At 71.2% G+C, this 25898-nt stretch carries 24 protein-coding genes and 2 tRNA genes; 8 read left to right on the top strand and 18 right to left on the bottom strand.

Annotated elements, in window-relative coordinates:
- Window positions 1-123: 123 nt before the first annotated feature.
- Window positions 124-924 carry a histidinol-phosphatase gene (hisN, locus tag IE252_RS15985; RefSeq protein WP_101389987.1) on the top strand — a complete coding sequence of 267 codons (801 nt, stop codon included), beginning with the start codon at window positions 124-126 and terminating at the stop codon, window positions 922-924.
- 225 nt (window positions 925-1149) lie between these two features.
- Window positions 1150-1551: a CBS domain-containing protein gene (locus IE252_RS15980; RefSeq protein WP_190090052.1), complete on the top strand. Its 402-nt coding sequence runs from the start codon at window positions 1150-1152 to the stop codon at window positions 1549-1551.
- Between the two features lie 98 nt (window positions 1552-1649).
- Here IE252_RS15980 and IE252_RS15975 read toward each other — a convergent pair whose 3' ends face one another.
- Window positions 1650-3119, bottom strand: a complete 1470-nt coding sequence (locus IE252_RS15975) for a catalase (RefSeq protein WP_190090051.1) — start codon at window positions 3117-3119, stop codon at window positions 1650-1652.
- A gap of 126 nt (window positions 3120-3245) precedes the next feature.
- Between IE252_RS15975 and IE252_RS15970 the strand changes: the two genes are divergently transcribed.
- On the top strand, window positions 3246-3662 hold the full coding sequence (locus IE252_RS15970; RefSeq protein ID WP_190090050.1) for a Fur family transcriptional regulator: 417 nt from the start codon (window positions 3246-3248) through the stop codon (window positions 3660-3662).
- Between the two features lie 173 nt (window positions 3663-3835).
- Here IE252_RS15970 and IE252_RS15965 read toward each other — a convergent pair.
- From IE252_RS15965 to IE252_RS15950, 4 genes are all read right to left on the bottom strand, one after another.
- Window positions 3836-3912: transfer RNA gene (locus IE252_RS15965), tRNA-Met, on the bottom strand.
- An 83-nt stretch (window positions 3913-3995) separates the two neighbouring features.
- Window positions 3996-5825 carry a tetratricopeptide repeat protein gene (locus tag IE252_RS15960; RefSeq protein ID WP_190090049.1) on the bottom strand — a complete coding sequence of 610 codons (1830 nt, stop codon included), beginning with the start codon at window positions 5823-5825 and terminating at the stop codon, window positions 3996-3998.
- A gap of 171 nt (window positions 5826-5996) precedes the next feature.
- Window positions 5997-6070: transfer RNA gene (locus IE252_RS15955), tRNA-Met, on the bottom strand.
- A 46-nt stretch (window positions 6071-6116) separates the two neighbouring features.
- Complete coding sequence (locus IE252_RS15950; protein WP_190090188.1) at window positions 6117-9014, bottom strand: UPF0182 family membrane protein; 2898 nt, start codon at window positions 9012-9014, stop codon at window positions 6117-6119.
- Between the two features lie 126 nt (window positions 9015-9140).
- Here IE252_RS15950 and IE252_RS15945 point away from each other — a divergent pair, with 126 nt between their 5' ends.
- Window positions 9141-9707, top strand: a complete 567-nt coding sequence (locus tag IE252_RS15945) for a PPA1309 family protein (protein WP_190090048.1) — start codon at window positions 9141-9143, stop codon at window positions 9705-9707.
- A gap of 103 nt (window positions 9708-9810) precedes the next feature.
- Here IE252_RS15945 and IE252_RS15940 read toward each other — a convergent pair whose 3' ends face one another.
- The 4 genes from IE252_RS15940 to IE252_RS15925 all read right to left on the bottom strand — a co-directional run bounded on the left by IE252_RS15940 (window position 9811) and on the right by IE252_RS15925 (window position 13004).
- Window positions 9811-10899, bottom strand: a complete 1089-nt coding sequence (locus tag IE252_RS15940) for a YlbL family protein (RefSeq protein ID WP_190090047.1) — start codon at window positions 10897-10899, stop codon at window positions 9811-9813.
- Between the two features lie 108 nt (window positions 10900-11007).
- Window positions 11008-11178 (bottom strand): hypothetical protein, encoded by a 171-nt coding sequence (locus tag IE252_RS15935; protein WP_190090046.1) that lies wholly within the window; start codon window positions 11176-11178, stop codon window positions 11008-11010.
- Between the two features lie 176 nt (window positions 11179-11354).
- Window positions 11355-11819 (bottom strand): molybdenum cofactor biosynthesis protein MoaE, encoded by a 465-nt coding sequence (locus tag IE252_RS15930; protein WP_190090045.1) that lies wholly within the window; start codon window positions 11817-11819, stop codon window positions 11355-11357.
- Window positions 11820-11897: 78 nt separating this feature from the next.
- A complete protein-coding gene (locus tag IE252_RS15925; protein ID WP_190090044.1) occupies window positions 11898-13004 on the bottom strand; it encodes an SDR family oxidoreductase in 1107 nt (368 codons plus the stop codon).
- A 189-nt stretch (window positions 13005-13193) separates the two neighbouring features.
- On the opposite strand from IE252_RS15925, the gene IE252_RS15920 reads away from it, so the two are divergent.
- Window positions 13194-14609, top strand: a complete 1416-nt coding sequence (locus tag IE252_RS15920; RefSeq protein ID WP_190090043.1) for a zinc-dependent metalloprotease — start codon at window positions 13194-13196, stop codon at window positions 14607-14609.
- A complete protein-coding gene (locus IE252_RS15915; protein ID WP_190090042.1) occupies window positions 14606-15127 on the top strand; it encodes an NUDIX hydrolase in 522 nt (173 codons plus the stop codon). Before IE252_RS15920 ends, IE252_RS15915 begins: the two co-directional genes overlap by 4 nt.
- Window positions 15128-15220: 93 nt before the next feature.
- Here IE252_RS15915 and IE252_RS15910 read toward each other — a convergent pair whose 3' ends face one another.
- The 4 genes from IE252_RS15910 to IE252_RS15895 all read right to left on the bottom strand — a co-directional run bounded on the left by IE252_RS15910 (window position 15221) and on the right by IE252_RS15895 (window position 19068).
- Window positions 15221-15976 carry an AIM24 family protein gene (locus IE252_RS15910; RefSeq protein WP_101389974.1) on the bottom strand — a complete coding sequence of 252 codons (756 nt, stop codon included), beginning with the start codon at window positions 15974-15976 and terminating at the stop codon, window positions 15221-15223.
- A 16-nt stretch (window positions 15977-15992) separates the two neighbouring features.
- Entirely contained in the window at window positions 15993-16673 is a 681-nt protein-coding gene (locus IE252_RS15905; protein WP_190090041.1) for an AIM24 family protein, read from the bottom strand.
- 13 nt (window positions 16674-16686) lie between these two features.
- Window positions 16687-18366 carry a TerD family protein gene (locus IE252_RS15900; RefSeq protein ID WP_190090040.1) on the bottom strand — a complete coding sequence of 560 codons (1680 nt, stop codon included), beginning with the start codon at window positions 18364-18366 and terminating at the stop codon, window positions 16687-16689.
- Between the two features lie 105 nt (window positions 18367-18471).
- The gene (locus IE252_RS15895; RefSeq protein ID WP_190090039.1) at window positions 18472-19068 is read right to left on the bottom strand and encodes a M48 metallopeptidase family protein; all 597 of its coding nucleotides are present in this window, start codon (window positions 19066-19068) and stop codon (window positions 18472-18474) included.
- A gap of 174 nt (window positions 19069-19242) precedes the next feature.
- Here IE252_RS15895 and IE252_RS15890 point away from each other — a divergent pair, with 174 nt between their 5' ends.
- Both IE252_RS15890 and IE252_RS15885 read left to right on the top strand, forming a co-directional pair.
- A complete protein-coding gene (locus IE252_RS15890; RefSeq protein WP_190090038.1) occupies window positions 19243-20448 on the top strand; it encodes a ThiF family adenylyltransferase in 1206 nt (401 codons plus the stop codon).
- Window positions 20441-21859, top strand: coding sequence for an ABC1 kinase family protein (locus tag IE252_RS15885; RefSeq protein WP_190090037.1), 1419 nt, complete (start codon window positions 20441-20443; stop codon window positions 21857-21859). Before IE252_RS15890 ends, IE252_RS15885 begins: the two co-directional genes overlap by 8 nt.
- Window positions 21860-21896: 37 nt before the next feature.
- Here the strand turns inward: IE252_RS15885 and IE252_RS15880 are convergent, their stop codons facing one another.
- From IE252_RS15880 to IE252_RS15860, 5 genes are all read right to left on the bottom strand, one after another.
- On the bottom strand, window positions 21897-22082 hold the full coding sequence (locus tag IE252_RS15880) for a hypothetical protein (RefSeq protein ID WP_101389968.1): 186 nt from the start codon (window positions 22080-22082) through the stop codon (window positions 21897-21899).
- A gap of 120 nt (window positions 22083-22202) precedes the next feature.
- Window positions 22203-22526 (bottom strand): putative WhiB-interacting protein, encoded by a 324-nt coding sequence (locus tag IE252_RS15875; RefSeq protein WP_190090036.1) that lies wholly within the window; start codon window positions 22524-22526, stop codon window positions 22203-22205.
- A complete protein-coding gene (locus tag IE252_RS15870) occupies window positions 22523-22891 on the bottom strand; it encodes a WhiB family transcriptional regulator (RefSeq protein WP_067163768.1) in 369 nt (122 codons plus the stop codon). The genes IE252_RS15875 and IE252_RS15870 overlap by 4 nt, the downstream gene beginning before the upstream one ends.
- Before the next feature lie 161 nt (window positions 22892-23052).
- Window positions 23053-23382 (bottom strand): hypothetical protein, encoded by a 330-nt coding sequence (locus IE252_RS15865; protein WP_190090187.1) that lies wholly within the window; start codon window positions 23380-23382, stop codon window positions 23053-23055.
- Between the two features lie 191 nt (window positions 23383-23573).
- Entirely contained in the window at window positions 23574-25757 is a 2184-nt protein-coding gene (locus IE252_RS15860; protein WP_190090035.1) for an ATP-dependent DNA helicase UvrD2, read from the bottom strand.
- Window positions 25758-25898: the final 141 nt, after the last annotated feature.

The raw sequence follows: 25898 nt of genomic DNA, 5'->3' as shown, positions 1-25898 counted from the left end.
CGTGCGAGCCGGCTGGTCCTCAGAGTTGACGCGCGCCCCCGCACTGTCAATAGCCCCGGGCGGCCGGTGTCCGCATCCCGGGCCGTGTGGTCGCCGGAGGTGCTGGTCGATAGGTTGGTGGCCATGCCCGACTACCACGATGATCTGCGACTCGCCCACGTCCTCGCGGACGCCGCCGACGCCGCCACCATGGACCGGTTCAAGGCGCTCGACCTCAAGGTCGAGACCAAGCCGGACATGACGCCGGTGAGCGAGGCCGACAAGGCCGCCGAAGAGCTGATCCGCGGCCATCTCCAGCGGGCGCGGCCGCGGGACGCGATCCTGGGCGAGGAGTACGGCCTGGAGGGCACGGGTCCGCGCCGCTGGGTGATCGACCCGATCGACGGCACCAAGAACTACGTGCGCGGGGTGCCTGTCTGGGCGACGCTGATCGCGCTGATGGAGGCGGGCGAGGGCGGCTACCGGCCGGTGGTCGGCGTGGTGTCGGCGCCCGCTCTGAACCGGCGCTGGTGGGCGGCGAAGGGGCACGGCGCGTACACCGGCCGCAGTCTGTCGCAGGCGACCCGGCTGAAGGTCTCCAGCGTGTCGAAGCTGGCGGACGCGTCGTTCGCGTACTCCTCGCTGAGCGGCTGGGAGGAGCGCGGCAAGCTCGACGACTTCCTGGATCTGACCCGGGCGTGCTGGCGCACGCGCGCGTACGGCGACTTCTGGCCGTACATGATGGTCGCCGAGGGGTCGGTCGACATCTGCGCCGAGCCGGAGCTGTCGCTGTGGGACATGGCGGCGAACGTGATCGTGGTGCAGGAGGCGGGTGGCGTCTTCACCGGTCTGGACGGCCAGGAGGGCCCGCACAGCGGCAACGCGGCGGCCTCCAACGGCCTGCTCCACGACGAGCTGCTGAACTACGTGGGCACGGCGGACTGAGGCGGCGGGCCGGGGCGCGTCCCCGGCCCGCTCGCGCCGCTGAGGCGCGAGAGGGGCGTGGGTCGTACTTTTACGCGCCCCTCAACTGACCTCTACCACCCTCTTGTTGACGTGCACTCCGTGATGCAACTCTAGGAGTCCCCCCACTTGTGAACTTGTGAATCCGTTCTCGTTCCCGTACTTCCGTACGGGACACGGGGGTTCACCAAGGAGGTGGCTCCATCCATGCTCGTCCGTGACGCCATGAGCACGGTGGTCCTCACCATCGGACCCGCGCACACCCTCCGCCAGGCGGCCCGGCTGATGGCCGCGCGCCGCGTCGGAGCGGCCGTCGTCCTCGACCCCGACACCAGCGGGCTCGGCATCCTCACCGAGCGCGACATCCTCAACTCCCTGGGCCAGGGCCAGGACCCGGACCGCGAGACCGCGAGCACGCACACCACCACCGACGTCGTGTTCGCGGCGCCGGGCTGGACCCTGGACGAGGCCGCCGACGCGATGTCGCACGGCGGCTTCCGGCACCTGATCGTCCTCGACGGGGCCGGCCCCGTCGGCGTGGTCTCGGTCCGCGACATCATCCGCTGCTGGGCCCCGACCCGGCGCCACCCGGCCGAACTGGTCGGCTAGCCGGTCGGCGAACCGCCCGGCACCCGCGCACGCGCAGAGGGCCGGCCCCCGCGGGGATCCGGCCCTCTGACTGCCTACGACAAGCGATCCAGTGCTGTTCAGCCGCGCAGGGCCTGGACCGCGGCCTCCAGCCGCTTGCCGAAGTCTCCGTCCGCCTTGCGGAAGTTCTCGATCGCGCGCTCGGCGATGTCGTCGCGCGAGACCTTGGCGATGAACCCGGAGAGGTTCTCGATCAGACGGGCCTTCTCGTCCTCGGAGAACATCCGGTACAGGGTGCCTGCCTGGACGAAGTCGTCGTCCTCGGCGTGGACCGGGGCCGCGTGGTTGCCCGTCGCGTCGGCGACCGGAACCGGCTGCCACAGCGGACGGTCCGTCTGGTGCGGGCCGCCGAAGCTGTTCGGCTCGTAGTTCTTCGCGCCCTTGTGGCGGCCGTCGTACAGGAAGCCGTCGCGGGAGTGGGTGCGCGCCTCGGTGGCGTGCGGGCGGTTCACCGGCAGGTGGTCGGCGTTGATGCCGACGCGGTAGCGGTGCGCGTCGCCGTACGCGAACAGGCGGCCCTGGAGCATCTTGTCCGGCGAGGGGCCGATGCCGGGCACGAAGTGCGCCGGGCTGAAGATCGACTGCTCGACCTCGGCGAAGACGTTCTCCGGGTTGCGGTTGAGCTCCAGCTTGCCGATCTCGATCGGCGGGTAGTCCTCGTGCGGCCACACCTTGGTGAGGTCGAACGGGTTGAAGCGGTACGTCGCCGCGTCGGCCGCGGGCATGATCTGCACCTGGACCGTCCAGCTCGGGAACTCGCCGCGCTCGATGGACTCGCGCAGGTCGCGCTGGTGGCTGTCGGGGTCCTCACCGGCGAGCTTGTTGGCCTCGGCCTGGGTGAGGTTCTTGATGCCCTGGTCGGTCTTGAAGTGGTACTTGACCCAGAAGACCTCGCCCGCCTCGTTGTTCCACTGGTACGTGTGCGAGCCGTACCCGTTCATGTGGCGCAGCGTGGCCGGGATGCCTCGGTCGCCGAAGAGCCAGGTGACCTGATGCGTCGACTCGGGGCTCAGACCCCAGAAGTCCCACACGTTGTCGGCCTCCTGGGAGCCCGTGTACGGGTCGCGCTTCTGGGTGTGGATGAAGTCGGGGAACTTGATGGCGTCCTTGATGAAGAAGACGGGCGTGTTGTTGCCGACCAGGTCGTAGTTCCCCTCCTCCGTGTAGAACTTCAGGGCGAAGCCTCGCGGGTCGCGCACGGCGTCGGCCGAGCCGAGGCTGCCGGCCACGGTGGAGAAGCGCAGGAACGTCTCGGTCTGCTTGCCGACCTCGGAGAGGAACTTCGCGCGCGTCCACTGGGTGACGTCGCGGGTCACCGTGAACGTGCCGTACGCGCCCGCACCGCGCGCGTGGACGATGCGCTCCGGGATGCGCTCCCGGTTGAAGTGCGCGAGCTTCTCCAGGAGCAGCTGGTCCTGGAGAAGCACCGGACCGCCGACGCCGGCGGTCTCGCTGTTCTGGTTGTCGCCTACCGGCGCCCCGGCCTCCGTGGTGAGCGGTCCCTGCGTCACGTGCGCCTCCTGCGTCATTACCTGCTGGTCCTGTCCCTTGGCCTGAGCCGCTTCCGATCCTACAATGGACATTGTCTAAGTCAAGTGACCATCCAAAGTCACACCCGTTCGGGATACGCTCCCCCGGCTGTTAGGCTGGCCCTTATGAGTGACCTGCTGGAACGACTTCGCGGACGCGGCTGGCGCATGACCGCCCAGCGGCGTGTCGTGGCCGAGGTCCTCGACGGGGACCACATGCACCTGACGGCGGACGAGGTCCACGCGCGTGCGGTGGCCAAGCTGCCCGAGATCTCCCGCGCGACCGTCTACAACACGCTGGGCGAGATGGTGACGCTGGGCGAGGTCATCGAGGTCTCCACGGACCGCCGCGCCAAGCGGTACGACCCGAACGCGCACCGGCCGCACCAGCACCTGGTCTGCGCCCTGTGCGGCGCGATCCGCGACGTCCACCCCACGGGCAACCCGCTCACGGACCTCCCCGCGACGGAACGCTTCGGCTTCACGATCTCGGACGTCGAGGTCACGTACCGGGGCGTGTGCCCGGACTGCGCGAAGGCCTAGAGCGGCCGGCGGGACCTTTCCGCCCCAGCGGTTCCGGCCGCACCTCCCCGTCCCCCGTGGTTTGTGGGCAGGCGTTCCGCAAGGGCGGAACGGGTGGGCACAAACCACCCACCGGCCCGCACGTGGACATACGAAACAGGGCCCGGATCCATTGGATCCGGGCCCTGAATACTTGGTAGCGGGGACAGGATTTGAACCTGCGACCTCTGGGTTATGAGCCCAGCGAGCTACCGAGCTGCTCCACCCCGCGTCGGTAAACCCAACAGTACGTCACCGCACGGACCAGCGCAAACCCGATCGGCGCACCCCGCTTGCACGCCGGAGCGCACGGGGTCAGGCCGTCAGCTCCTGGTGGAGAGCCTCCCGCAGCCGAGCCGCCCGCTCAGCCACCTCCGCCGGCCCCAGCTCCACGGCCCGCGCACACCACCGCTGCCCCTCCGCCAGCTCCCCGCACCGCGCGGCCAGCAGCGCGAGCCGCAGCGCCGCACGCCCGTGCCCCGCGTTGGCGGCCCGGGTCCACCACAGCGCGGCCTCCCGCTCCCGCCCCTCGCGGGCCAGCAGCAGCCCGAGGTTGAAGGCGCCGTTGCGGCTGCCCGCCTCGGCCGCCTCCCGGTACCAGCGCGCCGCACCCTCCTGGTCGCCCCGGGCCGCCGCGAGCATGCCGACGCGGACCTGGGCCCGCCGGTGCCCCTGCGCGGCCGCCCGCTCGTACCACTCCTCACACTCCGTCTTCTCGGCCACCGGCTCGCCGAGCACCGGCGCACCCGGCGGCGGCTGGCGCGCGTCGAGCACGGTGGCGAGCCGGAACGCCGCCTCCGCGCTGCCGCCGCCCGCCGCACACCGCAGGTGCCGCTCGGCGGCCGCCTCCTCGCCGTCCCTGAGCAGCGCCATGCCGACCTGGAGGGCCGCCTCGGTGTGCCCGGCCGCCGCCGCCCGCTCGTACCACTTCAGGGCGGCGCGGTCGTCGTCGCGGCTGGCGAAGAGGATGCCCAGGTTGAAGGCCGCGTCCACGCTGCCCGCCTCGGCCGCCTTGGAGAACCACGGCTCGGCCCCGGTCGCGTCGCCGGCCTGGAGCAGCAGCACGGCGAGCGCGTTGGCCGCCTCGCGGTGCCCCGCGTACGCGGCGCGCCGGTACCACTGCTCGGCCTGCGCGGTCCGCTCCTGGGCGGCGCACAGCAGCGCCAGGTTGTACGCCCCGTTGTCGTCCCCGGCGTCCATCGCCGCCCGGTACCAGCGCTCGGCGGTCTGCGGCTCGCCCCGGGCCGCGTGCAGCGCGCCCAGCGCGTTGGCGGCGTTGCCGTCGCCGTCCTGGGCGGCGCGCAGCCACCACACGGCCGCGCTCTCCTCGTCGCCCGCGTCCCGCAGCAGGAACCCGAGCGCGCAGGCCGCCTTGGCCTCGCCGTCCTTGGCCGAGGTCAGGTACCAGCGCCCGGCCTCCTTCAGCTCGCCGCGCTTCTCCAGGATCGCGCCGAGGTGCAGCGCGGCCCGCCGGTGGCCGCGCGCGGCGGCCTGGCGGTACCACTGCTCGGCCTCGACGCCGCCCGCCCCCGCGTCCTTGGCGTCGGCGGCCTGCTCGGCCTCGACAGCGATGTCAGACTCCCCGCTGTCCCGCTCGGCGCGCTGGTCGATGAGCCGCGCGAGGCGGTACGCGGCCTCCCGGTGCCCCTGCTCGGCGGCGGCGCGCAGCCAGCGCTCGGCGCCCACGTCGGAGCGGTGCTCCAGCAGGTCCGCCAGGGCGTACGCCCCCAGCGCGTGGCCCTGCTCCGCGGACTGGCGCAGCCAGTACTCGGCCGCCGGCTCGTCGCCGCGCTCGCGGTAGTGCCGGCCCAGCGCGTGCGCCGCGGCGGCGGAGCCCGCGACGGCGGCGATGCGCCACCACCCGGCCGCCTCGTCCGCGTATCCGCGCTGGTGCAGCAGTACGCCCAGGTTGTTGGCCGCGGCGCGGTCGCCCTCGGCGGTGGCGCCGCGCAGATAGGGCTCGGCGCTGTCGAGGTCACCGCGGCGCAGGAGCATGGATCCGAGAACGCTCATGGACGCGGCGTCGCCGCTGTCGGCAGCACGCCGGTGCCGTGCCTCGGTCTCGGCATCGGCGGCGTCATCGGAGCGCATCCGCGCAAACCGCCCTGTCTCCAACAGAGTTGCCCTGTCCCCCATAAATACCATCGTCGCACCACCCGCAACCGCCGTACACCTGGTATACCGCAGCCAGTGAGGTCACTACAGCGTTTTGTCGACATGCCCACAGAGAGATAAGCCAAACGCAGCAGGGGCACATCCGGACACGCAAATCGACGAGGGCCCGGATCCTGATGGATCCGGGCCCTCGTCCGTGAGTAGCGGGGACAGGATTTGAACCTGCGACCTCTGGGTTATGAGCCCAGCGAGCTACCGAGCTGCTCCACCCCGCGTCGGTGAATACAACGTATCACGACGCGGAACGGAGCCTTGACCGGTTTACCCGCCGCTGCCCGACCCCCCGGTCGACCCCTTGGCCTTGGCCTCGGCGTCGGCGGCCCGCTGGAGCGCCGCCTGGAGCTCCTGCTGGGCCTTGCCGTACGCCGCGAAGTCGCCCTTCTGCAGCGCCTTCTGGCCGTCGTCCCAGGCCTTCTGGGCGTCCTTGATGGCCTGTTCCACCGTGGCGTTCGTCCCGGTGGACGGCGGCTTGGTGGTGTCCGTCGGCGGCTTGGTCGCGGGCGGCGGCTCGGAGCCGTCCACGCCGAACACCGCGTTCAGCGCCTGCGCCAGGGTGTCCTTGAAGACGGTCTTGTCCCCGTAGGAGACGCCGACCTTCTTCAGGAGCGGGTAGTTGGCTGAGCCACCGCGCGCGTACACCGGCTCGATGTACAGGAACCCGCCGCCCAGCGGCACGGTCAGCAGATTGCCGTAGTCGATCTCGGAGTCGCTGCCTCGCAGGTTCCGTACGAACTCGGCGACCTCCGGCAGACCGTTCAGCTTGCTCTGCACCTGCTGCGGGCCCTGGACGTTGTCCGTGACCCTGAGCAGTCTGATCGTGCCGTAGTCCTTGCTGGCCGCGTCCGCGTCGATCGCCATGAACCCGCCGAGGTTGGGCCTGCCGTTCGGTGTGAACGTCGTGGTCAGGGAGAACTTCTTCCCCTGCGTCTCGGCGCCCGGCATCTTCATCGACAGGTAGTACGGCGGGACCGCCACCCCGTCCTTGTTGGTCGGGTCGTCCGGCACCTGCCAGGCGTCACTGCCGCTGTAGAACTGCGCGGGGTTGGTGACGTGGTAGCGGGTGAGCAGCTCGCGCTGGACCTTGAACATGTCCTGCGGGTACCGCAGGTGGGCCAGCAGCTCCGGGGAGATGTCGGTCTTCGGCTTCACCGTGCCCGGGAACGCCTTCATCCAGGTCTTGAGGACCGGGTCCTTGGTGTCCCACTGGTACAGCGTGACCGTGCCGTCGTACGCGTCGACGGTGGCCTTCACCGAGTTGCGGATGTAGTTGACCTGGTTCTGCTGGGCCACCACCGCGCGCTGGCGGGTGGTCAGCGAGTCCGCCGTCGTCTCACCGAGCGTGGTACGCGAAGCGTAGGGATAGCCGTTGGTCGTGGTGTACGCGTCGACGACCCACTGGATCCGCTTGCCGATCTTGGCCGGGTACGGGTCGCCGTCGATGGTCAGCCACGGGGCGACCGCCTCCACGCGCTGCTTCGGGGTGCGGTTGTAGAGGATCTTCGAGCCCTCGCCGATCGCTCCCGAGTACAGGATCTGCGGCTCGCTGAAGGCCACCGCGTACGCGGCGCGGTTGAAGGGGTTGGAGAGGCTGACGCCGCCCTTGCCCTTGAAGCTCGTCGTCTCCTGGCCCTTGCCCTCGGCCTCGTAGTCGAGCTCCTTCTGCGGACCGCCGACGATCGAGTACTGCTCGGTCTTCTCGCCGTAGTAGATCCGCTGCTCGTACTCACCGAGCTGGCCCGTGGTGGGCAGACCGGACTCGGTGAAGTCCGGGGAGCCCGTGGAGTCCACGCTGGTGCCCTTGGCCGCGATCACTCCGTAGCCGTGGGTGTAGGTGAAGTGGTCGTTGATCCAGTTGCGCTTGTCGATGCCGTTGAGGTTCAGCTCGCGCAGACCGACGACCGTGTCCTGCTCCTTGCCGTCCTTGTCCGTGTAGCGGTCCACGTCCAGCGGTACGGCGAACTGGTAGTACTTACGCTCCTGCTGGAGCTGCTGGAAGGCGGGGGTGACGACGTTGGGGTCGATCAGCCGGTAGCTGGCGGCCGTGTCGGCGTCCGCCCGCAGCTTGGCGTTGTCCTCCGCCGCGGTCGTCCCCTTGTAGTCCTTCACCTCGGTGGCGTCGATGCCGTACGCCTTGCGCGTGGCGTCGATGTTCTTCTGGATGTACGGCGCTTCCTTGGCCTGCTCGTTCGGCTGGACCTGGAACTTCTGGACGATCGCCGGGTAGAGCCCGCCGATCAGGATCGCCGACAGGACCATCAGGCCGAAGCCGATCACCGGGAGCTGCCAGGTGCGGCGCCACAGCGTCGCGAAGAAGAGCACCGCGCAGATGACGGCGATGCAGAAGAGGATCGTCTTCGCCGGGAGATAGGCGTTGGCGTCCACGTACCGCAGGCCGGTCCAGTTGCTGCTGGCCTTGAAGTCGCTGGACTTCACCGCGAGCCCGTACCGGTCCAGCCAGTACGCCACGGCCTTCAGGGCGACGAAGACGCCGAGCAGCACCGACAGGTGCCCGGTGGCCGCGCCGGTGGCGCGCGCGCCGGGGCTGGTGATGCGCAGCCCGCCGTACAGGTAGTGCGTCAGGGCGGCGGCGATCAGGGACAGCACGGTGGCCGCGAAGCCGAAGCCGACCAGGAACCGGTACCAGGGCAGGTCGAAGGCGTAGAAGGACACGTCCAGGTGGAACTGGGGGTCCTTCTGCCCGAACGGCACCCCGTTGACCCACAGCAGCCAGGTGCGCCACTGCCCGGAGGCGGAGGCTCCGGCGATCAGGCCGACGAGCGCCGTGATGCCCAGGAGCAGCCACTTCTTGAACGGGGCGATGCCCATCCGGTAGCGGTCCAGGCTCTGCTGCTCCAGCGACATCGCGCTGAGCGGCGGCCGCAGCCGGTGCGCCAGCCAGATGTTCAGGCCGACGGCGACGGCCATCAGGAGACCGAAGACCGAGAACAGGCCGATCTTGGTCCACAGGGTGGTGGTGAAGACGGACGAATAGTGCACCGAGCGGTACCAGAGCCAGTCCGTCCAGAACCCGGCGAACATGACGAACGCCATGGCCAGCACGGCCAGGATGCCCAGTGTCATGAGCAGGGTCCGGACCCGGCGGGACGGCCGGCCGACTCTGATCCGTGGCCCGGACGGGCCTCCGCCGCGGTCCGGCATCTGGAAAGCCAAGGTGCGCACCTCGAAGTTCGCTGTCGATTGAGCAGGCCCCGCGATCGTAGAGCCCACTCATGCAACTTACTGAGGCTTTACTCAGTTCCCGATCCCGGGGTGAAAGAGGGCAGGATGTTGCTCATGTCCAACGTTTCCCCCTCCGGCCCCCCGATGGCCGCGAGCCCCCTCACCCGCGCAGTGCTGGAAATCGACGAGTACGCGTCCGGCCTCGGCTGGGACCAGCCGGCCCGCCTGTTCGCCCTCGTCGACACCGCCAAGCTCCGCAACCAGGAGCCGGGGCTCGCCGCCCAGCTCGGCCTCGACCAGGGCGACGCGGCCGCCCCGCTGACCCCGATCGAGCAGGACGAGATCCCGGCCGGCACCGCCCTCGACCAGTTCCTGGGCACCATCGCCTGGCCGGACGCGGTGGTCGGCTGTGCGCTGACCGTGGAGCGACTGATGCTTCCGCCGTCGGCCGAGACGTCCGTGCCCGAGGGCATGAACGACAAGCAGCTGGCGAAGTGGGTGGCCAAGCACCCGGACCGCCAGGAGGTCCGGATGACCGTGGCGGTGCTGCGCGACGGTGCCCGCGAGTCGGCGGTGCGGCTGCGCGAGAAGGACTCGCCGACCGAGGTGCTCACCGGCGCCGGTCTGGTCCCGGGCCTCGCCGAGGCGCTGGCCGCGACGTTCGCCGAGTAACGCGCGTCACCGATGACGTGAGTCGGGTGCGCCCACGCGCGCGTGATGTGAGACACCTTCACGCGCGCGTGGGCGCGGCCGATCCCCTGTTTCTTCTTACTTCTTACTTCGCCGAGCAGCTCGGCAGACCGGCCGTGTCGCCCGTGCGGATCTTCTCCAGCGCCTTGGTCGCGTCGTCGAGGGTGGAGACCTTGACCAGGGTCAGTCCGCTGGGCGTGTCCGAGGCGGCCGCCGCGCAGTTCTCGGCGGGCGTCAGGAAGTAGCGGGCGCCCGCGCCGCGCGCACCGATCAGCTTCATCTCGATGCCGCCGATCGGGCCGACCTTGCCCGCGTCGTCGATCGTCCCCGTACCGGCGATGAACTTGCCGCCGGTCAGATCGCCGGGCGTCAGCTTGTCGACGATGCCGAGGGCGAACATCAGCCCCGCGCTCGGGCCGCCGACGTCCGCGAGCTTGATGTCGATGGAGAACGGGAAGGTGTGGTCGGTCCCGGCCTGGATCCCCACGATCGCCCGGTCGCCGTCCTTGGCCTTCTCCGTGGTGATCGTGACGTTCTCGCTGCCCTCGGGCTCCTTGCCCGCCTTCTCCGCCGCGGCCGCCTCCTTGGCGGGGACGACGGCGAAGACCACGTTCTGGCCCGGGCGGTGCTTGGTGACCAGCTTCGCCACGTCTCCCGGCTCCTTGACGGGCGAGCCGTCGACGGACCTGATCACATCGCCCGCGTGCAGCTTGTTCTCGGCCGGGCTGCCCTTGACCACGGACGCCACGACGACCCGGGACTTCACCGGGATCTTCAGCTCGTTGAGCGCGGCGACCTTGGCGCTCTCCTGGGACTGGCTGAACTCCTCGGCGTTCTCCTGCGAGGACTGCTCCTCGGTCTTGCCGTCCGGGTAGAGCGTGTCGTGCGGCACGACCTTGTTGTCATGGGCCAGCCAGCCGTAGACGGCCTCGACCAGGTTCATGTTGTAGCCCGCACCGGTGACCCTGACCGTCGTCATGTTGAGGTGACCGGTCGTCGGGTAGGTCTTGTGCCCGGAGATCTGCAGTACGGGCTCGCCACGCGCCTCGCCGAGGGTGTTCACCGTGGGGCCGGGCGACATCTCCGAGTACGGCACTTTGATGAGGACGCCTGCGCAGAGCAGCGCGATCAGGATCAAGGTGGAGGCGAGCATCGTCGCGGTGCGGCGTGGCATGGAACGACAGTACGGGACGTGCCTGTCAGTGCACCGCCGGGGCCGGTCCGTACGGGGAGGTCAGCATCCGCGTGCGGGAAGGGGCGCGGGAGACGCGCCGAAGGGGGGTCAGGCGGGCTCGGTCTCGGCCTGGGCCTTTTCCATGGCCTCTCGGAACCGGCTGTAGCCGGCGAGTTCCGCGACGTCGCCGGTCGTGCGATTGCGGGCTGCCCAGCTCGCCCATATCGCCGCGCCGACAGCAGCGAAAAGCGGAATCAGCAGCCACGTGAGTGCAGCCATTCCGTCCTCCCGTCCCCAAATGAGCGACCACCACTGACAGATCAGCAGATTAACCATCTGCGAGATCAACGCTCGGGGCAGGGGTGCGGTTACGCAAATCGGGGCGGATCCCCCCGACAGGGTTTCAGACACCCTGATCGGGCGACCCGTTCACCCGTTGGAGGCACCCCGGGAGGTCAGCAGGCGCCCACCCATTCATCGGTCCCGTCCGAGAACTTCTGGTGCTTCCAGATCGGGACCTCGTGTTTCAGGTCGTCGATCAGCTTGCGGCACGCCGCGAACGCCTCGCCGCGGTGCGGGCAGGAGACCGCCACGACGACCGCCAGATCGCCCACGGCCAGTTCGCCCACCCGGTGGACGGCCGCCAGCGCGCGGACCGGGAACTCGGCGACGACCTTGTCGGCCACTCGGCGCATCTCCGCCTCGGCCGTCGGATGGCACGAGTACCCGAGCGCGGCCACGTCCGCGCCGCCGTCATGGTCGCGCACGGTGCCGACGAAGAGCGCGGTGCCGCCCGCCGAGGGGTCGCCCACGGCGCGGAACACCTCGTCCAGGGAGAGCGGGGTGTCACGGATCTCCAGCAGCCGGATCGGGTCGTCCGCCGCCTGCTCGCCGGGGTGATCGGGGTGCGTCTGTGCCATGGCCCCATCGTGCCGTACCGCACTGACATCGCGGTATAGCTCTTTCACCCGGTCGCCGACACCCTCCGTAGGAGGGTCCTACAGGCCCCGGCGCTTGCGGGCCCTGCGGACCACCGCGGCCGCGCCCAGCAGGGCGACCGTCGCTCCGGCGGCACCGGCGGCGGTGGCGTCCTTGCGGCCCAGCCGGCGCCCCGCCACGGTGTGTCGTCCCGCGACCTCCTCCAGGAGCTCCGCGAGGACCTCCTCGTTGGTCCACTGCGGCCGCCAGCCCGCGTCGTGCAGCCGCCCGACGCTGACCACCCAGGGGTGCATCGTGTACGCCAGGTCGCCCGCCGGGGACGGGGTCAGCCCGATCCGGTGCAGCCGGGCCGCGGCGCCGAGCGCCACCGCCGAGGGCAGCTCCATCCGCCGGATGCCGCTGAGCTCCTCTACCTCCTCCTGTTCGAGCCACCCGTCGCAGCCAACGGCGAACTCCCCGTCGACCTTCTCCAGGGCCGCGTACTCCAGCGCGCTGCACAGGTCCTCGACGTGGCAGAACTGCCAGGTCGGACGGGATCCGGCGACCACCAGGAGGCGCGGCGACTCGAAGTACCGGGTCAGCGCGGTGTCGGTGCCGCCGACCAGGACGGCGGGCCGGACCACGGTGACGTTGAGGCCGGGGTGGGCGCGCGGGGCGCGGCGGCCCAGGCGCTCGATCTCCAGGAGGTCGCCGACGCCGGTCGCCTCGGCGGTGGCCCGCAGCTCGGCGTCCTCGGAGAGCGGGATGTCGTTGTCGGGCAGCGCGCCGTAGACCATGGCCGAGGTGCACAGCACGACCCGGTGGACCCCGGCCGCCGCGGCCGCGGTCAGCACGGTCTGCGTCCCGCGTACGTTGTACGCCGTACGGGCGGCGGCGTCCGTCTCCAGGTCGAGGTCGAGCGCCAGGTGGACGACGACGTCGGCGCCGCGCAGCTTCTCGGCGATGGCCGGGTCGCGTACGTCCAGGATGTGCCAGGTGGCCTCGGACACCTCGCCCCGGCGCTCGTCGATGGCGACGACCTGCTTGATCTCCTCGGACGCGGCGAGCCGCGCGGTGAGCAGCGCGCCGATTCCGGCCGCGGCACCGGTGACCGCGACGACGGGACCCCGCGCGGCTGAGGGGGAAGGGTTTCGCGCTGCGCGAACCTGCGGATCAGGGGAACTCACCGGGCGTCTCCAGCGGTTGTATTCAGTACGTACACGAATGACGCGTACGGACCAGGTGACGTCCATCCTGCCGCAGGCCAAGAGTCGGCGGAGCACCGAGCCCTTATCCGGCCCGGATGTCTACGCTGGTGGTGTTGGTGGGCAGTCGCCGTCGGCAGGAGCCGGCGGCCCTAGGAGCCGAGGAAACCCGTGAGTGACAACCCATTCGGATTCGGCCTTCCGCCGGAGGAGCCGGAGAACGGCGACGAGGGCAAGGAGAAGGGCAAGGGCAACCAGGGCGGCCCGGCGAATCCGTTCGGGTTCGGTACCGGGGCCGGCGGCGCGGACAATCCGTTCGCGGCGATGTTCGGTTCGCTGAACCCGAACGACCTGGGAGCGGCCTTCCAGCAGCTCGGCCAGATGCTCAGCTACGAGGGCGGTCCCGTGAACTGGGACATGGCCAAGCAGATCGCCCGGCAGACGGTGGCGCAGGGCACCGCCGACGGCACCAAGGACGAGAGCGTCGGCCCGGCCGAGCGCGCCGCCGTCGAGGAGGCCGTCCGCCTGGCCGACCTGTGGCTGGACGGGGTGACGTCGCTGCCCTCGGGCGCGTCGACGGCCGTGGCGTGGAGCCGCGCGGAGTGGGTCGAGGCGACCCAGCCGGCCTGGAAGGAGCTCGTCGACCCGGTCGCCGAGCGGGTCGGCGCGGCCATGGGCGGCGTGCTGCCCGAGGAGATGCAGGCCATGGCGGGCCCGCTGATCGGCATGATGCGCTCGATGGGCGGCGCCATGTTCGGCCAGCAGATCGGGCAGGCCGTGGGCGTCCTCGCGGGCGAGGTCGTCGGCTCGACCGACATCGGTCTGCCGCTCGGCCCGGCCGGGAAGGCCGCGCTGCTGCCGCTGAACATCGAGGCGTTCGGCAAGGACCTGGGCGTCCCGAAGGACGAGGTGCGGCTCTACCTCGCCCTGCGCGAGGCGGCCCACCAGCGCCTCTTCGCCCATGTGCCGTGGCTGCGCTCGCACCTGTTCGGCGCGGTCGAGGGCTACGCGCGCGGGATCAAGGTCGACACGGCGAAGCTGGAGGACGCGGTCGGCCAGCTCGACGTGTCCAACCCCGAGCAGCTTCAGGAAGCCCTTCAGCAGGGCATGTTCCAGCCGGAGGACACCCCGGAGCAGAAGGCCGCGCTGGCCCGGCTGGAGACGGCCCTGGCGCTGGTCGAGGGCTGGGTGGACGCGGTGGTCCACGAGGCCGCCAAGCCGCGCCTCACCTCGGCCGACGCCCTGCGCGAGACGCTGCGCAGGCGCCGGGCGTCCGGCGGTCCCGCCGAGCAGACCTTCGCCACCCTGATCGGCCTCCAGCTGCGTCCGCGCCGGCTGCGGGACGCCTCGCGCCTGTGGGCCTCGCTCACGGACGCGCGCGGGGTCGACGGCCGCGACGGCCTGTGGGAGCACCCGGACATGCTGCCGACCGCCTCCGACCTGGACGACCCGGACGGCTTTGTCCACCACGAGCAGCTGGACTTCTCGGAGCTCGACAAGATGCTCGGCGAGGCGGCCTCCCGCAAGGACGAGCCCAAGGACAAGCCCCAGGACAGCGGCGACGGCAAGGACGACGAGAGCAAGTGAGCCTGTACGAAGACGCGGTCCTCACCCTGAAGGCGTACGAGGACCAGCCCAAGCTGCGCCGGACGTACCTCGACCATCTGTCGGCGCACCCGGACGGGATGTGGAAGGCCTGCCAGGCCGGCCACCTCACGGCGAGCGCGCTGGTCATCGCCCCGGAGCGCGGGCAGGTGCTGCTGACGCTGCACCGCAAGCTGAACATGTGGCTGCAGATGGGCGGCCACTGCGAGCCGCAGGACGTCTCGCTGACGGCCGCCGCCCTGCGCGAGGCGGCCGAGGAGTCCGGTGTGTCCGGTCTCACACTGCTGCCGGGCGGGCCGGTCCGGCTCGACCGGCACCCGATCCCCTCGCCCTGCAACTGGCACCTGGACGTCCAGTACGCGGCGCTGGCCCCGGCCGGAGCGGTCGAGGCGATCAGCGACGAGTCGCTGGACCTGCGCTGGTTCGGCTACGACGAGGTGGCCGAGGTCGCCGACGACTCGGTGGTGCGGCTGATGGAGGCCACGCGGGCCCGTCTGTGACGGGCCCGCCTGACGGGCAGTAACGGTTAGGCAGGTAAGGGGCGGTCGCCATTGGCGACCGCCCCTTACCGATGACCGCTCACCGACGCCCGGTCAGCTCCAGGCGTTGCCCTGGTTCTGGGCGTGGGCGCCCTGCTGGCCCATCCCGTACTGGGCCCGCAGGCCCTGGCCGATCACCGCGCTCTGCGGGGGCAGCACCTCGCTGGGCTGGACGAGCGCGAAGCCCTGTCCGAGGAAGCTGAGCTCCCAGCCCTCGCCGGTGTTGCCGCGGCGCCGCCACACGCCCGTGGAGTGCGTCTGCGCCTGCATCTGCACCCGGAGCGAGGTGGACCAGGCCACGATCGCGTCGGCGTCGGCGTTGACGTACTTGTCCGGGGTGACCTGGAGCATCAGCGGCTGGCCCGAGGTCATCAGGACGACCTTGCCGGTGCCGGTGATGTTGAGCTGGAACTTGCCGGTGCCGGAGATGCCGTACTGGCTGTCCACGGCGATGACCTCGTAGTGCAGCGAGGAGTCCATGGCCAGCACATAGCCGCTGTCCACGGTCAGGCCGTCCCGGTCCACGTCCACTACGTGGACGTACTGCGCGAGGTTGGCGAGGTAGACGGTGCCCTGGCCGGAGACGCGCATCAGGTCCAGGCCCTCGCCGGTGTGGGCGCGGGCGCGCTGGTGGCCGTTCGACTGGTACTCGCCGTCGAACTCCATCAGCCCCTGGTAGGCGACCATCGAGCCCTTGCGGGCGAGGATGTCGTCGTGGCCGGTGAGCACCACCCGCAGCATCTGGGAGTTCTGCGCGCTGTAGCGCTCCTGGGACTGCTGCTCGGTGTAGCTGAAAAGCGGGCTCTGCATGGTGTTCTCGCTCCCCTCAGCCCCGGGCCCGCAGGCGGTCGGTGCTGTCCTCACTCGGCTGTACGACGACGATCCCCTGGCCCGAGAAGGCCATCTGGTAGGCCTCTCCGCTGCCCCGGCCGATCAGCGAGGACGCCTTGAAGCTGCGCTTGCCCTTCACCTTGAGGTTCGGGGACCAGGCCACCAGGGCGTCCGGGTCGACGTACGTCTCGTCCTCGCCGCTTCCGCAGTCGACGACGACCGGGGTGCCGCGCGAGGTCAGGGCGACCCAGCCGGTGCCGGAGATCTTCACGTTGAACAGGCCCTGGCCCGCGAACTTGGCGAGGCCCTTGACCCGCTCGACGCCCCACTGGAGGCTCGCGTCGAAGGCCAGGACATTGGTGCCGTTGACGGACAGCGCGTCGTTGTTGAGCTGGACGACGACCACATTGGCGCCGTAGTCGGCGAGGTAGAGCAGGCCGTCGCCGGTGCACTTCATCAGCGGGGCGCCCTCACCGGTGATCCAGTCACGGGCGATCTGGCGCACGGCCGGCGGGTTCGGCTCGTACTGGATGAAGCCTTCGTAGGCGACCATCGAGCCCACGCGCGCGAAGAGGTCCTGTCCGGTGGCCATGGCCACCTTGAGCATGGCGCTGCCGTGGTTCTCCATCCGGGCCGCGACGGGGGTGGGGGCATAGCCCACGAGCTGCTGGTTCATTGTCCGGGCTCCCTCAGACCTCGTACGGCTGGACGACGATGAAGTTCCCGGGCGCGCCCCGGAACTGCAGGTTGACGGACTCGCCGCTGTGGCCGGGGTAGGCGTTGCGGCGCAGCCGGACCTGGCTGGAGACGATCACCTGCGAGGCGGCCGACCAGGCCACGATCGCGTCGCTGTCCGCGAACGTGGTCGGGGTGACCGGGAGGACCACCGGGGTGCCGTGGGTCATCACCACGAGCGTGCCGGTGCCCTGGAACTGCATGGTGAACAGCGCGCCGCCGGGGATCCCGTGGCCCTCGATGCGGCGGACCTCGTACTGGAGGGACTCGTCGAACGCCAGGACGTGCTCGGCGGAGACGCAGATGGCGTCGCCCTGGAGCTCGATGGGGTGCAGATGGGCGCTGTTCTCGGCGAGGAAGACCTGGCCGCGGCCGCTGCAGCGCATCAGCTGCATCTCCTGGCCGGTCGCGTTGCCGACGATCCGACCGGCGAACCCCGCGCCCTTGTAGCCGAAGTCGACCTTGCCCTGGTACATCACCATGCTGCCCTGGCGGGCCAGCACCGGGGAGCCGCCGGCGCCGAGGTCGACCCGGACGAGCTGCTTGTTCTGCGGGGTCCAGCGCTGTCCGGTGGGCAGCTCCTTGTACTGCTGGATGGCACCCGCGAGGCCGCCGCCGGGCTGCGGCATCCCTTGCGGAACACCGGGCTGCTGACCGTACGGGGCGGGCTGGCCGTAAGGAGCCGGCTGACCGTAGGGCGCGGGCTGGCCGTACGGCGCGGGCGCGCCGGGCGGCGGGGCCTGGCCGGGGTACTGGCCCGGGACCTGGCCGTACGAGGGCTGCTGGGGCGGCTGTCCGTACGGGGCCGGGGCCGGGGGCGGGACGGTGCCCGGCGGCAGGGTCATCGGCGCGGCGATGGTGGGCGCCGCGTGGATCTGCGGGCTGGGCGCGGGTGCCGGGGGCGGCGTGGATCCCGGCGGCGGCGGTGCGTAGTGCTGCGCGGGAGCCGGGGCCGGGGCGGGCGTGCCGAACTGCGGGGCCGGCTGCGGGGGCTGGGGCTGCTGCGGCGCGGCCGGGGCGCCGAACTGGGGCGCGGGGGCGCTCTGGGCGGGCGGCGCGAAGCCCGGGGCGGCGCCCTGCGGCTGCTGCGGCGCCGCGGGCTCCTCCTCGGCGACCTCGCCGCCGAAGTTCTTCAGCAAGGCCTCAAGGCCGCCGTCGAAGCCCTGGCCGACGGCTGCGAAGCGCCAGACGTCCTTGAGGTAGAAGTCGCCCAGCATGACCGCGCGCTCGGTGCTGAACTCGGCGCCCGTGAACGCGTATCTGACGACTTCCTCGCCACCGGCCACGACTCTGATGTACCCGGGGCCGATCTGCGACATCTGACCGGCGCCGTCGAGCGTCGCGGTGAACGAGAGCTTGTGGACGTGGGCCGGGATGCGGTCCAGGGTGACGCGGAACGACTCGGTGTCACCGGCCTGGGCGCCCAGGAGCTGAATGGACTCCTCTGGCGACTTGGGCTGGTTGAAGAAGATGAAATACCGGTCGTCGGACAGCTGCTCATGCTCGTCGAGGCCGAAGCAGCTGATGTCGAAGGACAGCCCGGGGGCGCCGATCTGCACGCCTACATACAGATCGGTCCCCGCTGTCAGGTCACTGATCTTGGCCTTGTGGCCGCGCTGGAATTCCCTGGCCATGCGTAACGACCGTCCCCCATCCCGAGTGTGATTGGTCGCGCCAGGCTAACGGCTGGCCACGACAATCGGCCAAGCCGGTACGCATTCGGTACACGATCGCCGAGATCACTCTCCGCGTGCGGCGGGCAGATGGGGCAGCCGGTCGGCCGCCACCACCCCTTCGAGGTATCCACGCGCGCGTTCCGTACGGGGGTAGGCCTCGAGGAGGCGCCAGAAGCGCGGCCCGTGGCCCGGCACCAGCAGGTGAGCCAGCTCGTGGACGAGCACATAGTCGACGACGTACTCGGGCATGCCCTGGAGCCGGTGCGAGAGGCGGATGCTGCCCTCGGCGGGGGTGCACGAGCCCCAGCGGGTGTTCTGGTTGGTCACCCAGCGCACCGAGGCGGGACGCGCGCGACCGTCGAAGTACAGGTCGGACAACCGCTCGGCGCGCTCGGTCAGTTCCGCGTCGCCCAGCATCCGCTTGCTCTCCTGGGCGGCGAGCTTGTCGAGCATCACGCTCACCCAGCGCTGCTCCTCGGCCTCGGACATCCGGGCCGGGATCAGCACGATGGTGCGGTCGCCCTCGCGGTACGCGGAGACCGTCCTGCTGCGCCGGGCGCTCCTGCGCACCTCGACCGCGCTCGTCGCATGACCGCGGGGCGGCGGACTTGTCGGACTGCGGGGCGGGCTTCCGGCACTCTGCAGTGGGTCGGCGGGCACGCCCCGACGTTACCCGCTGTCAGTGGGGGAAGTCCCGCCTCCGGGACGGTTCACCCATGATCCATTCAGGGCGTGCACCATTTGAACGACTAATGCCGCCGCCTGTGGACAACTTTCCGCACGAGTTCGCCGCACCCGGCATTCTGACAACGGGATCGCACGACGGGGGTGGAAATGCATCCGATGCTGAAACCGGCACTGCGCCGGGCATGGCGGGACCGGCAGACCGTGCAGTTCGGGGTGACACCGGCGCGGGCGGTGGTGGTCTCGCCGGTGGACACGGCGACGGGGAGCTTCCTGGAGCTCCTCGACGGCACCCGGGGCTTGCCGCTGCTGTACGAGGAGGCCAGGGCCCTGGACCTGTCGCCCGGCCAAGTCGACGCGCTGGTGGAGCGGTTGACCGGGGCCGGGGTGGTCGACGACCCGACGGCCGGCGGCCCGGCGGCGCAGGCGTTGCTCGGGCGGCCCGAGGCGTTCGACCGGACCAGGTCCGACCTGGCCTCGCTCTGTCTGGTGGATCCCGAACCGGGCGGCGGGGCGCGCCGGTTGGCGGCCCGCCGGTCCCTGCGGGTGCAGGTGCGGGGCGCGGGGCGGGTGGGGGCGACGATCGCCTCGGTCCTGGCCGCGTCGGGGGTGGGCCGGGTGGAGGTGCTGGACGGCGGGACGGTGCAGCCGTGGGACGTGGCGCCGGGCGGACTGTCCGAGCAGGCGGTCGGCGAGCGCCGGGTCCCGGCGGCCCAGCAGCTCGTGCGGGGCGCGGCGCCGGACCGTCCGCCCCGGTCCGGCGAGGGCGACGGGCCGACCGGGCTGTCACTGATCGTGGTGGCGCCCAGGGACGGACTCGATGTGTACGCATCGGACCCGGTGACCGGCGGGGAGTGGGTGGCGGCGGGCATCCCCCATCTGTACGCGGGAGTTGTGGAGACGACCGGGCTGGTGGGGCCGCTGGTCCTGCCCGGTGGCACCGCGTGCGCGGGCTGTCTGGCGCTGGAGCGCGCCGAGCGCGATCCCGGCTGGCCCCGGATGCTCGCGCAGTGGCGCTCGGGCCGCCGTCGGGGTGCCGTACCGGCCTGCGACCTGGCGCTCGCGACCGCCGTGGCGGGGCTGGCCGCGGCGCACGCCCTGTCCTTTCTGGACGGCGATCTCCCGGCGAGCACGGGCACGCGGTGGGAGGCGTCGCTGCCCCTGCTCGGTTGGCAGCCGCGCCGTCTCGGGGCCCGGCTCGACTGTCCCTGCGGCGCTGGTGGGAACAGTGAAGGGGAGGACACCTCGGGGGGCGTTCGGCCGCAGGACACAATGGCCCCGGTAACCGCTGTCAACGACGCACTGCCGCGAGGCGCGCGGCACCGCCGGCTGGGAATTGGAGGGGCGCATGTCTGATCTTCCCCGGAAGGCGGTCACCCGGACCGCCAAGTTGGCCGCGCTGCCACTGGGTTTCGCCGGGCGTGCCACCTGGGGCCTGGGCAAGCGGATCGGAGGCAAGTCCGCGGAAATAGTCGGCCGCGAGCTCCAGCAGCGCACCGCCGAGCAGCTCTTCAAGGTCCTGGGCGAACTCAAGGGCGGCGCGATGAAGTTCGGGCAGGCCATGTCCGTCTTCGAGTCGGCGCTGCCCGAGGAGGTCGCCGGTCCCTACCGGGCCGCGCTGACCAAGCTGCAGGAGGCGGCGCCGCCCATGCCGACCCGTACGGTGCACGCGGTGCTCGCGGAGCGGCTCGGGGACGAGTGGCGCGAGCTGTTCCTGGAGTTCGACGAGAAGCCCGCCGCGGCCGCTTCGATCGGGCAGGTGCACCGGGCGGTCTGGCACGACGGGCGCGAGGTCGCGGTCAAGGTGCAGTACCCGGGCGCCGGTGAGGCGCTGCTCTCCGACCTGACACAGCTGAGCCGGTTCGCCCGGCTGCTCGGGCCGCTGATCCCGGGCATGGACATCAAGCCGCTCATCTCGGAGCTGCGCGACCGGGTCTCGGAGGAGCTGGACTACGAACTGGAGGCGGGCGCCCAGCGCGAGCACGCGGCGGAGTTCGCCGACGATCCGGACGTGGTGGTGCCCGATGTGGTGCACCAGTGCGACCAGGTCCTGGTGACCGAGTGGATCGACGGGACCCCGCTGTCCGAAGTGATCGCGGACGGTACGGAGGAGGAGCGCGACCGGGCGGGCCAGCTCCTCGCGAGATTCCTCTTCTCCGGCCCGGCACGGACCGGGCTGCTGCACGCGGACCCGCATCCGGGCAACTTCCGGCTGCTGCCGCCGGAGAAGGAGGGCGGCGCGCGGCGCCTGGGAGTGCTGGACTTCGGGACGGTGGACCGGCTGCCGGGCGGGCTGCCCCGGACGATCGGCGACTCGCTGCGGATGACGCTCGACGGCGACGCCGAGGCGGTCTACGCGCTGCTGTGCGAGGAGGGCTTCGTGAAGGAGTCCATAGACCTCGACCCGGACGCGGTCCTGGACTATCTGCTGCCGATCATCGAGCCCGCGCAGGCGGACGAGTTCACCTTCACCCGTGCCTGGATGCGCGGGCAGGCGGCCCGGATCGCCGACCCGCGCTCCCCCGCACACCAGTTGGGCAAGCAGCTCAATCTGCCGCCCGCGTATCTGCTGATCCACCGGGTGACGCTCTCCACCATCGGGGTGCTGTGCCAGCTGGACGCGACGGTCCGGCTGCGGGACGAGCTGGAGCAGTGGGTTCCCGGGTTCCTGTCCGCCGAGGAGGAGCTGGGCGAGCTGGAGAACCTGGCGGTCCTGGGGGCCGGGGAGCCGGACGAGGAGGAGGACGAGCAGCCCGCCGGGGCGTGAGGTCCGGGCGGTCCGGCGGGGCCTGGCCCCGCGCGGGTCACCACCACACGGAGTCGAGCCTGCTCTCGATCGCCCGGATGTTGGCGCGCGCGCAGGCGTCGCAGAAGTAGAGACGTTCACCGTTCTCGACGGAGTAGGTCCAGGTCGGCGGAGTGCTCTCGGCGGGGGTGCCGCAGCTCGAGCACACAACGGTCTCGGCAACCGGCTGGGTCGGGTCGTCCATTTCGTGACGATACCGCCGCGGCCGGTAGTTGCGGGCACAACGCACCGCGGGGGCCGGTCCGTTCGGACCGGCCCCCGCGGGCTCATTCATCACTTCGCACACTGGCTGGCGGTGCGGCCGTTACTGCATGACGGCCATGGCCAGGGCGCGGCGGGCACGCATCGACACGCGCTCGGCGCGGCGCTGCATCCGCCGGGCGGCGATCAGGCGCATGGCCTGCCGCTCGGCCTCGGCTTCCCGCAGGCGCTCGTGCATATGGGCACGGGCGAGGGCTTCTGGCATGAGTTGCATTTCGAGGGTCCTGTTCTGACGCGAGGCGTTCGCGCCGGTGGTGGTGAAGTCTGGGGTCGCGGAGCCCATGGGCTCGCTGGCGGACGTCGTCATCGGGGCCTGCTTCTGGGGGTCGTTCGTGAGGGGGCGGTCGATGGTTCCCGGGCGGTTCATGCCGCGACCGGGTTCTTGCGCGGGCGGCCACGCGGCCGCTTGCGGGCTACGACCACACCCTGGACGAAGAGCTCGCCGCCCCAGACGCCCCAGGGCTCGCGCCGCTCCTTGGCCCCGGCGAGGCAGGCCTCGACCAGCGGACAGGTGCGGCAGAGGGACTTGGCGTACTCGACGTCCGCCGGGGACTCGGCGAAGAAGACCTCCGGGTCGTACGAGCGGCAGGGGACGGGTACGCCGAGGTTCTCGATGGCGTCGTCGAGCGCGGTGAGCGCGGTGAGGGGAGTCAAGGCGGGGTCCTCCGTGAGACCGGGCGGGGGGATCGTCTGGGCGGGCGGTACGGACGGGGCGTGCGCTTCGAGTTGCACGGTGTTTTTCTTCCTCGTCTTGTTGTCGGTCCGGCCGGTCGGCCGGGTTTCGGCTGGTACCGAGACCCCTTCGCGCTGTCGTCCCCGTTCGGGGACAAACAGAAGGGCCGCGGATCCCTGGTGGGGTTCCGCGGCCCTGAAGGCGCCTGCCTGATCCTGGATCAGGCTGGATCACTCCAGGGTTCGAGCCCACGGAAGGCCCACATCGTGTGGTGCTGCGTCGTCTGCTTCTCGGCTCCGGCACCGGCCGCCGCAAAGGCATAGGCCTGGGCCTGTCCCTTCACTACTGCTGCTTCCGGTGCCTGGGTCGGTCGCTCATTGCCGTTCCGCACGGGGAGGCTCGCCAGGGAGGACGGAATGACGACCGAGAGGCCGAGCAGACCGGAGACGCCGGCGGACAGACCGGTGCCCTGGAGAGAGGAGCCGAGCGGGCAGGTGGCGACGACCGAGCGATCGGTCAGTTTGGCGGTGCTGATGCTGGTGAAGTTCATGAAGCTGGTCACTGGTCTCGCCTCCTCTCGGCGTCTCGGGGAGCTGGGGCCCGGGGGCCTTGTCCCATGCGTATTCGGATAAGTACAGCAAGTAGAGCACGGACGCAGGGCCTCTGAGAAGCCGCTGTTTCCGTGGTTAAGAACCTATGGGGATTCCTGGGGCGGGCGCAAACTATTTTTCCCACGAGTTTTCAAGAGGGCTCCTCATCGCTGCCGCCAACCTCCTGACCTGCACAGATGGCCAGGACATCGGTGCCGAAGCGGTCCAGCTTGCGGGCGCCGACCCCTGAGATCACCGCGAGCTCCCCGCCGCTGGCCGGCACGGCCTCCGCGATCGCCATCAGGGTCTTGTCGGTGAACACGCAGTACGGCGGCTGCCCCAGCAGGCTCGCCTGGCCCGCCCGCCAGTCGCGCAGCCGCTCGTACAGACCCTCGTCCATGTCGGAGGGGCAGTCCTCGCAGCGCATCAGCTTCATCTCACCGGCTTCGGTGAGCGTCTTGCCGCACACCCGGCACAGGACCGGGCCGCGCCGGGTCCGTCTGCGGGCGGCGCCGCGCTCCACCCCGCCCGTGGAGGCCGCGGACGAGGAGCGGGCGCCGAGGGCCGCGGAGCCGGGCCGCAGGCCATTCAGGAAGCGGCTGGGGCGGCGCGAGGGCCGTCCGCCGGGAGAGCGCGAGAGCGACCAGGACAGGGCCAGGTGCACCCGGGCCCGGGTGACGCCCACGTAGAGCAGCCGGCGCTCCTCCTCGACCTGTTCGTCGGTCTTCGCATATGTGATCGGCATCATGCCCTCAGTGAGGCCGACCAGGAAGACCGCGTCCCACTCCAGACCCTTGGCGGCGTGCAGCGAGGCCAGGGTGACGCCCTCGACCGTCGGCGCGTGCTGCGCGGCCGCGCGCTCGTCGAGCTCGGCCACCAGGTCGGAGAGCGTCGCACCGGCCTTGGCACGCGCGAAGTCCTCCGCCAGCCGGACCAGCGCCGCCAGCGACTCCCAGCGGTCGCGGACGGCGCCCGAGCCCGCCGGAGGAGTGGCGGTCCAGCCCTTGGTGCCGAGGACGGCCCGGACCTGGGACGGCAGGTCCACGGCGTCGTCGAGGAGCGAGTCGTTGCCCCCCGCGCGGGCCGCGCCGCGCAGGGCGACGCCCGCCTCCCTGACCTCGGGCCGCTCGAAGAACCGCTCGGCGCCGCGCAGCTGGTAGGGCACGCCCGCGTCGGCGAGGGCCTGCTCGTAGATCTCCGACTGCGCGTTGATCCGGTAGAGCACGGCGATCTCGCCGGCCGAGACCCCGGAGGCGATCAGGTCGCGGACGCGCCGGGCGACGCCCTCGGCCTCTGCGGGCTCGTCCCCGTACTCCGTGTAGACCGGCTCGGGGCCCGCCTCGCGCTGGGAGACGAGTTCGAGGCGGTGGTCGGCGGCGCGGCCGCGGGCCTGGGCCAGCAGGCCGTTGGCGAGGTGCACCACCTGGGGGGTCGAGCGGTAGTCCCGCACCAGCTTCACCACCGTCGCGTTCGGATGGCGGGTGCGGAAGTTCAGCAGGTGGTCGGGGGTGGCGCCGGTGAACGAGTAGATCGTCTGGCTGGCGTCGCCGACGACGCAGAGGCTGTCCCGCTCGCCGAGCCACAGCTCAAGCAGGCGCTGCTGGAGGGGGCTGACGTCCTGGTACTCGTCGACCACGAAGTGCTGGTACTGGCCGCGGATCTGCTCGGCGATGTCGTGCCGGTCCTGGAGGACGCCGACCGTGAGCAGCAGCACGTCCTCGAAGTCGATCATTCCGCGGTCGCGCTTCAGCTCTTCGTACGCCCCGTAGATCTGCGAGATCTCGGCCGGGTCGCGGGGGGCGTCGCGCTGGGACTTGGCGACCGCCGCCGGGTAGTCGGCGGGGACGGTCTGGGTGACCTTCGCCCACTCGATCTCGCCCGTGATGTCCCGCAGCTCGCCCCGGTCGAGCCGGACGCGGCAGCGGGCGCCCGCCTCCGCGACCAGCTGGACCTTGCGCTCGACCAGCCGGGGCAGCTCGCCGCCGACCGCCTTGGGCCAGAAGTACTGGAGCTGGCGCAGGGCGGCCGAGTGGAAGGTGCGGGCCTGGACGCCGCCCGCGCCGAGCTGGCGCAGCCGGCCGCGCATCTCGCCCGCCGCGCGGTTGGTGAACGTGACGGCCAGCACACTGCTCGGCTGCAGGATCCCGGCCCGCACCCCGTACGCGATCCGGTGGGTGATCGCGCGGGTCTTGCCCGTCCCGGCTCCGGCCAGCACGCACACCGGTCCGTGCAGGGCCGTCGCGACCTCGCGCTGCTCGGGGTCGAGGCCGTCGAGCACCGCGTCCGCCGAGTCGGGGACCTGTGGGAAGAGCGAGGAGTGCGTTGCTGATGTCACCCCGCCATGCTGCCAGGTCGGCGGAGGCGGACGGGACGCGTTGTCCACAGGGGGCGGGATTGGTCGTACTAATGCCGCGACCGCAGCCTTCCCACTGTCTCCCGGCCGCCTCCCCCGTACCGGTCGGGAATGGCGGCCCGA

Source organism: Streptomyces melanogenes, assembly GCF_014649795.1.
Classification (GTDB): Bacteria; Actinomycetota; Actinomycetes; order Streptomycetales; family Streptomycetaceae; genus Streptomyces; species Streptomyces noboritoensis.
Note: the sequence above shows the minus strand (reverse complement) of the source record. Positions and strands in the feature narration are given on the sequence as shown.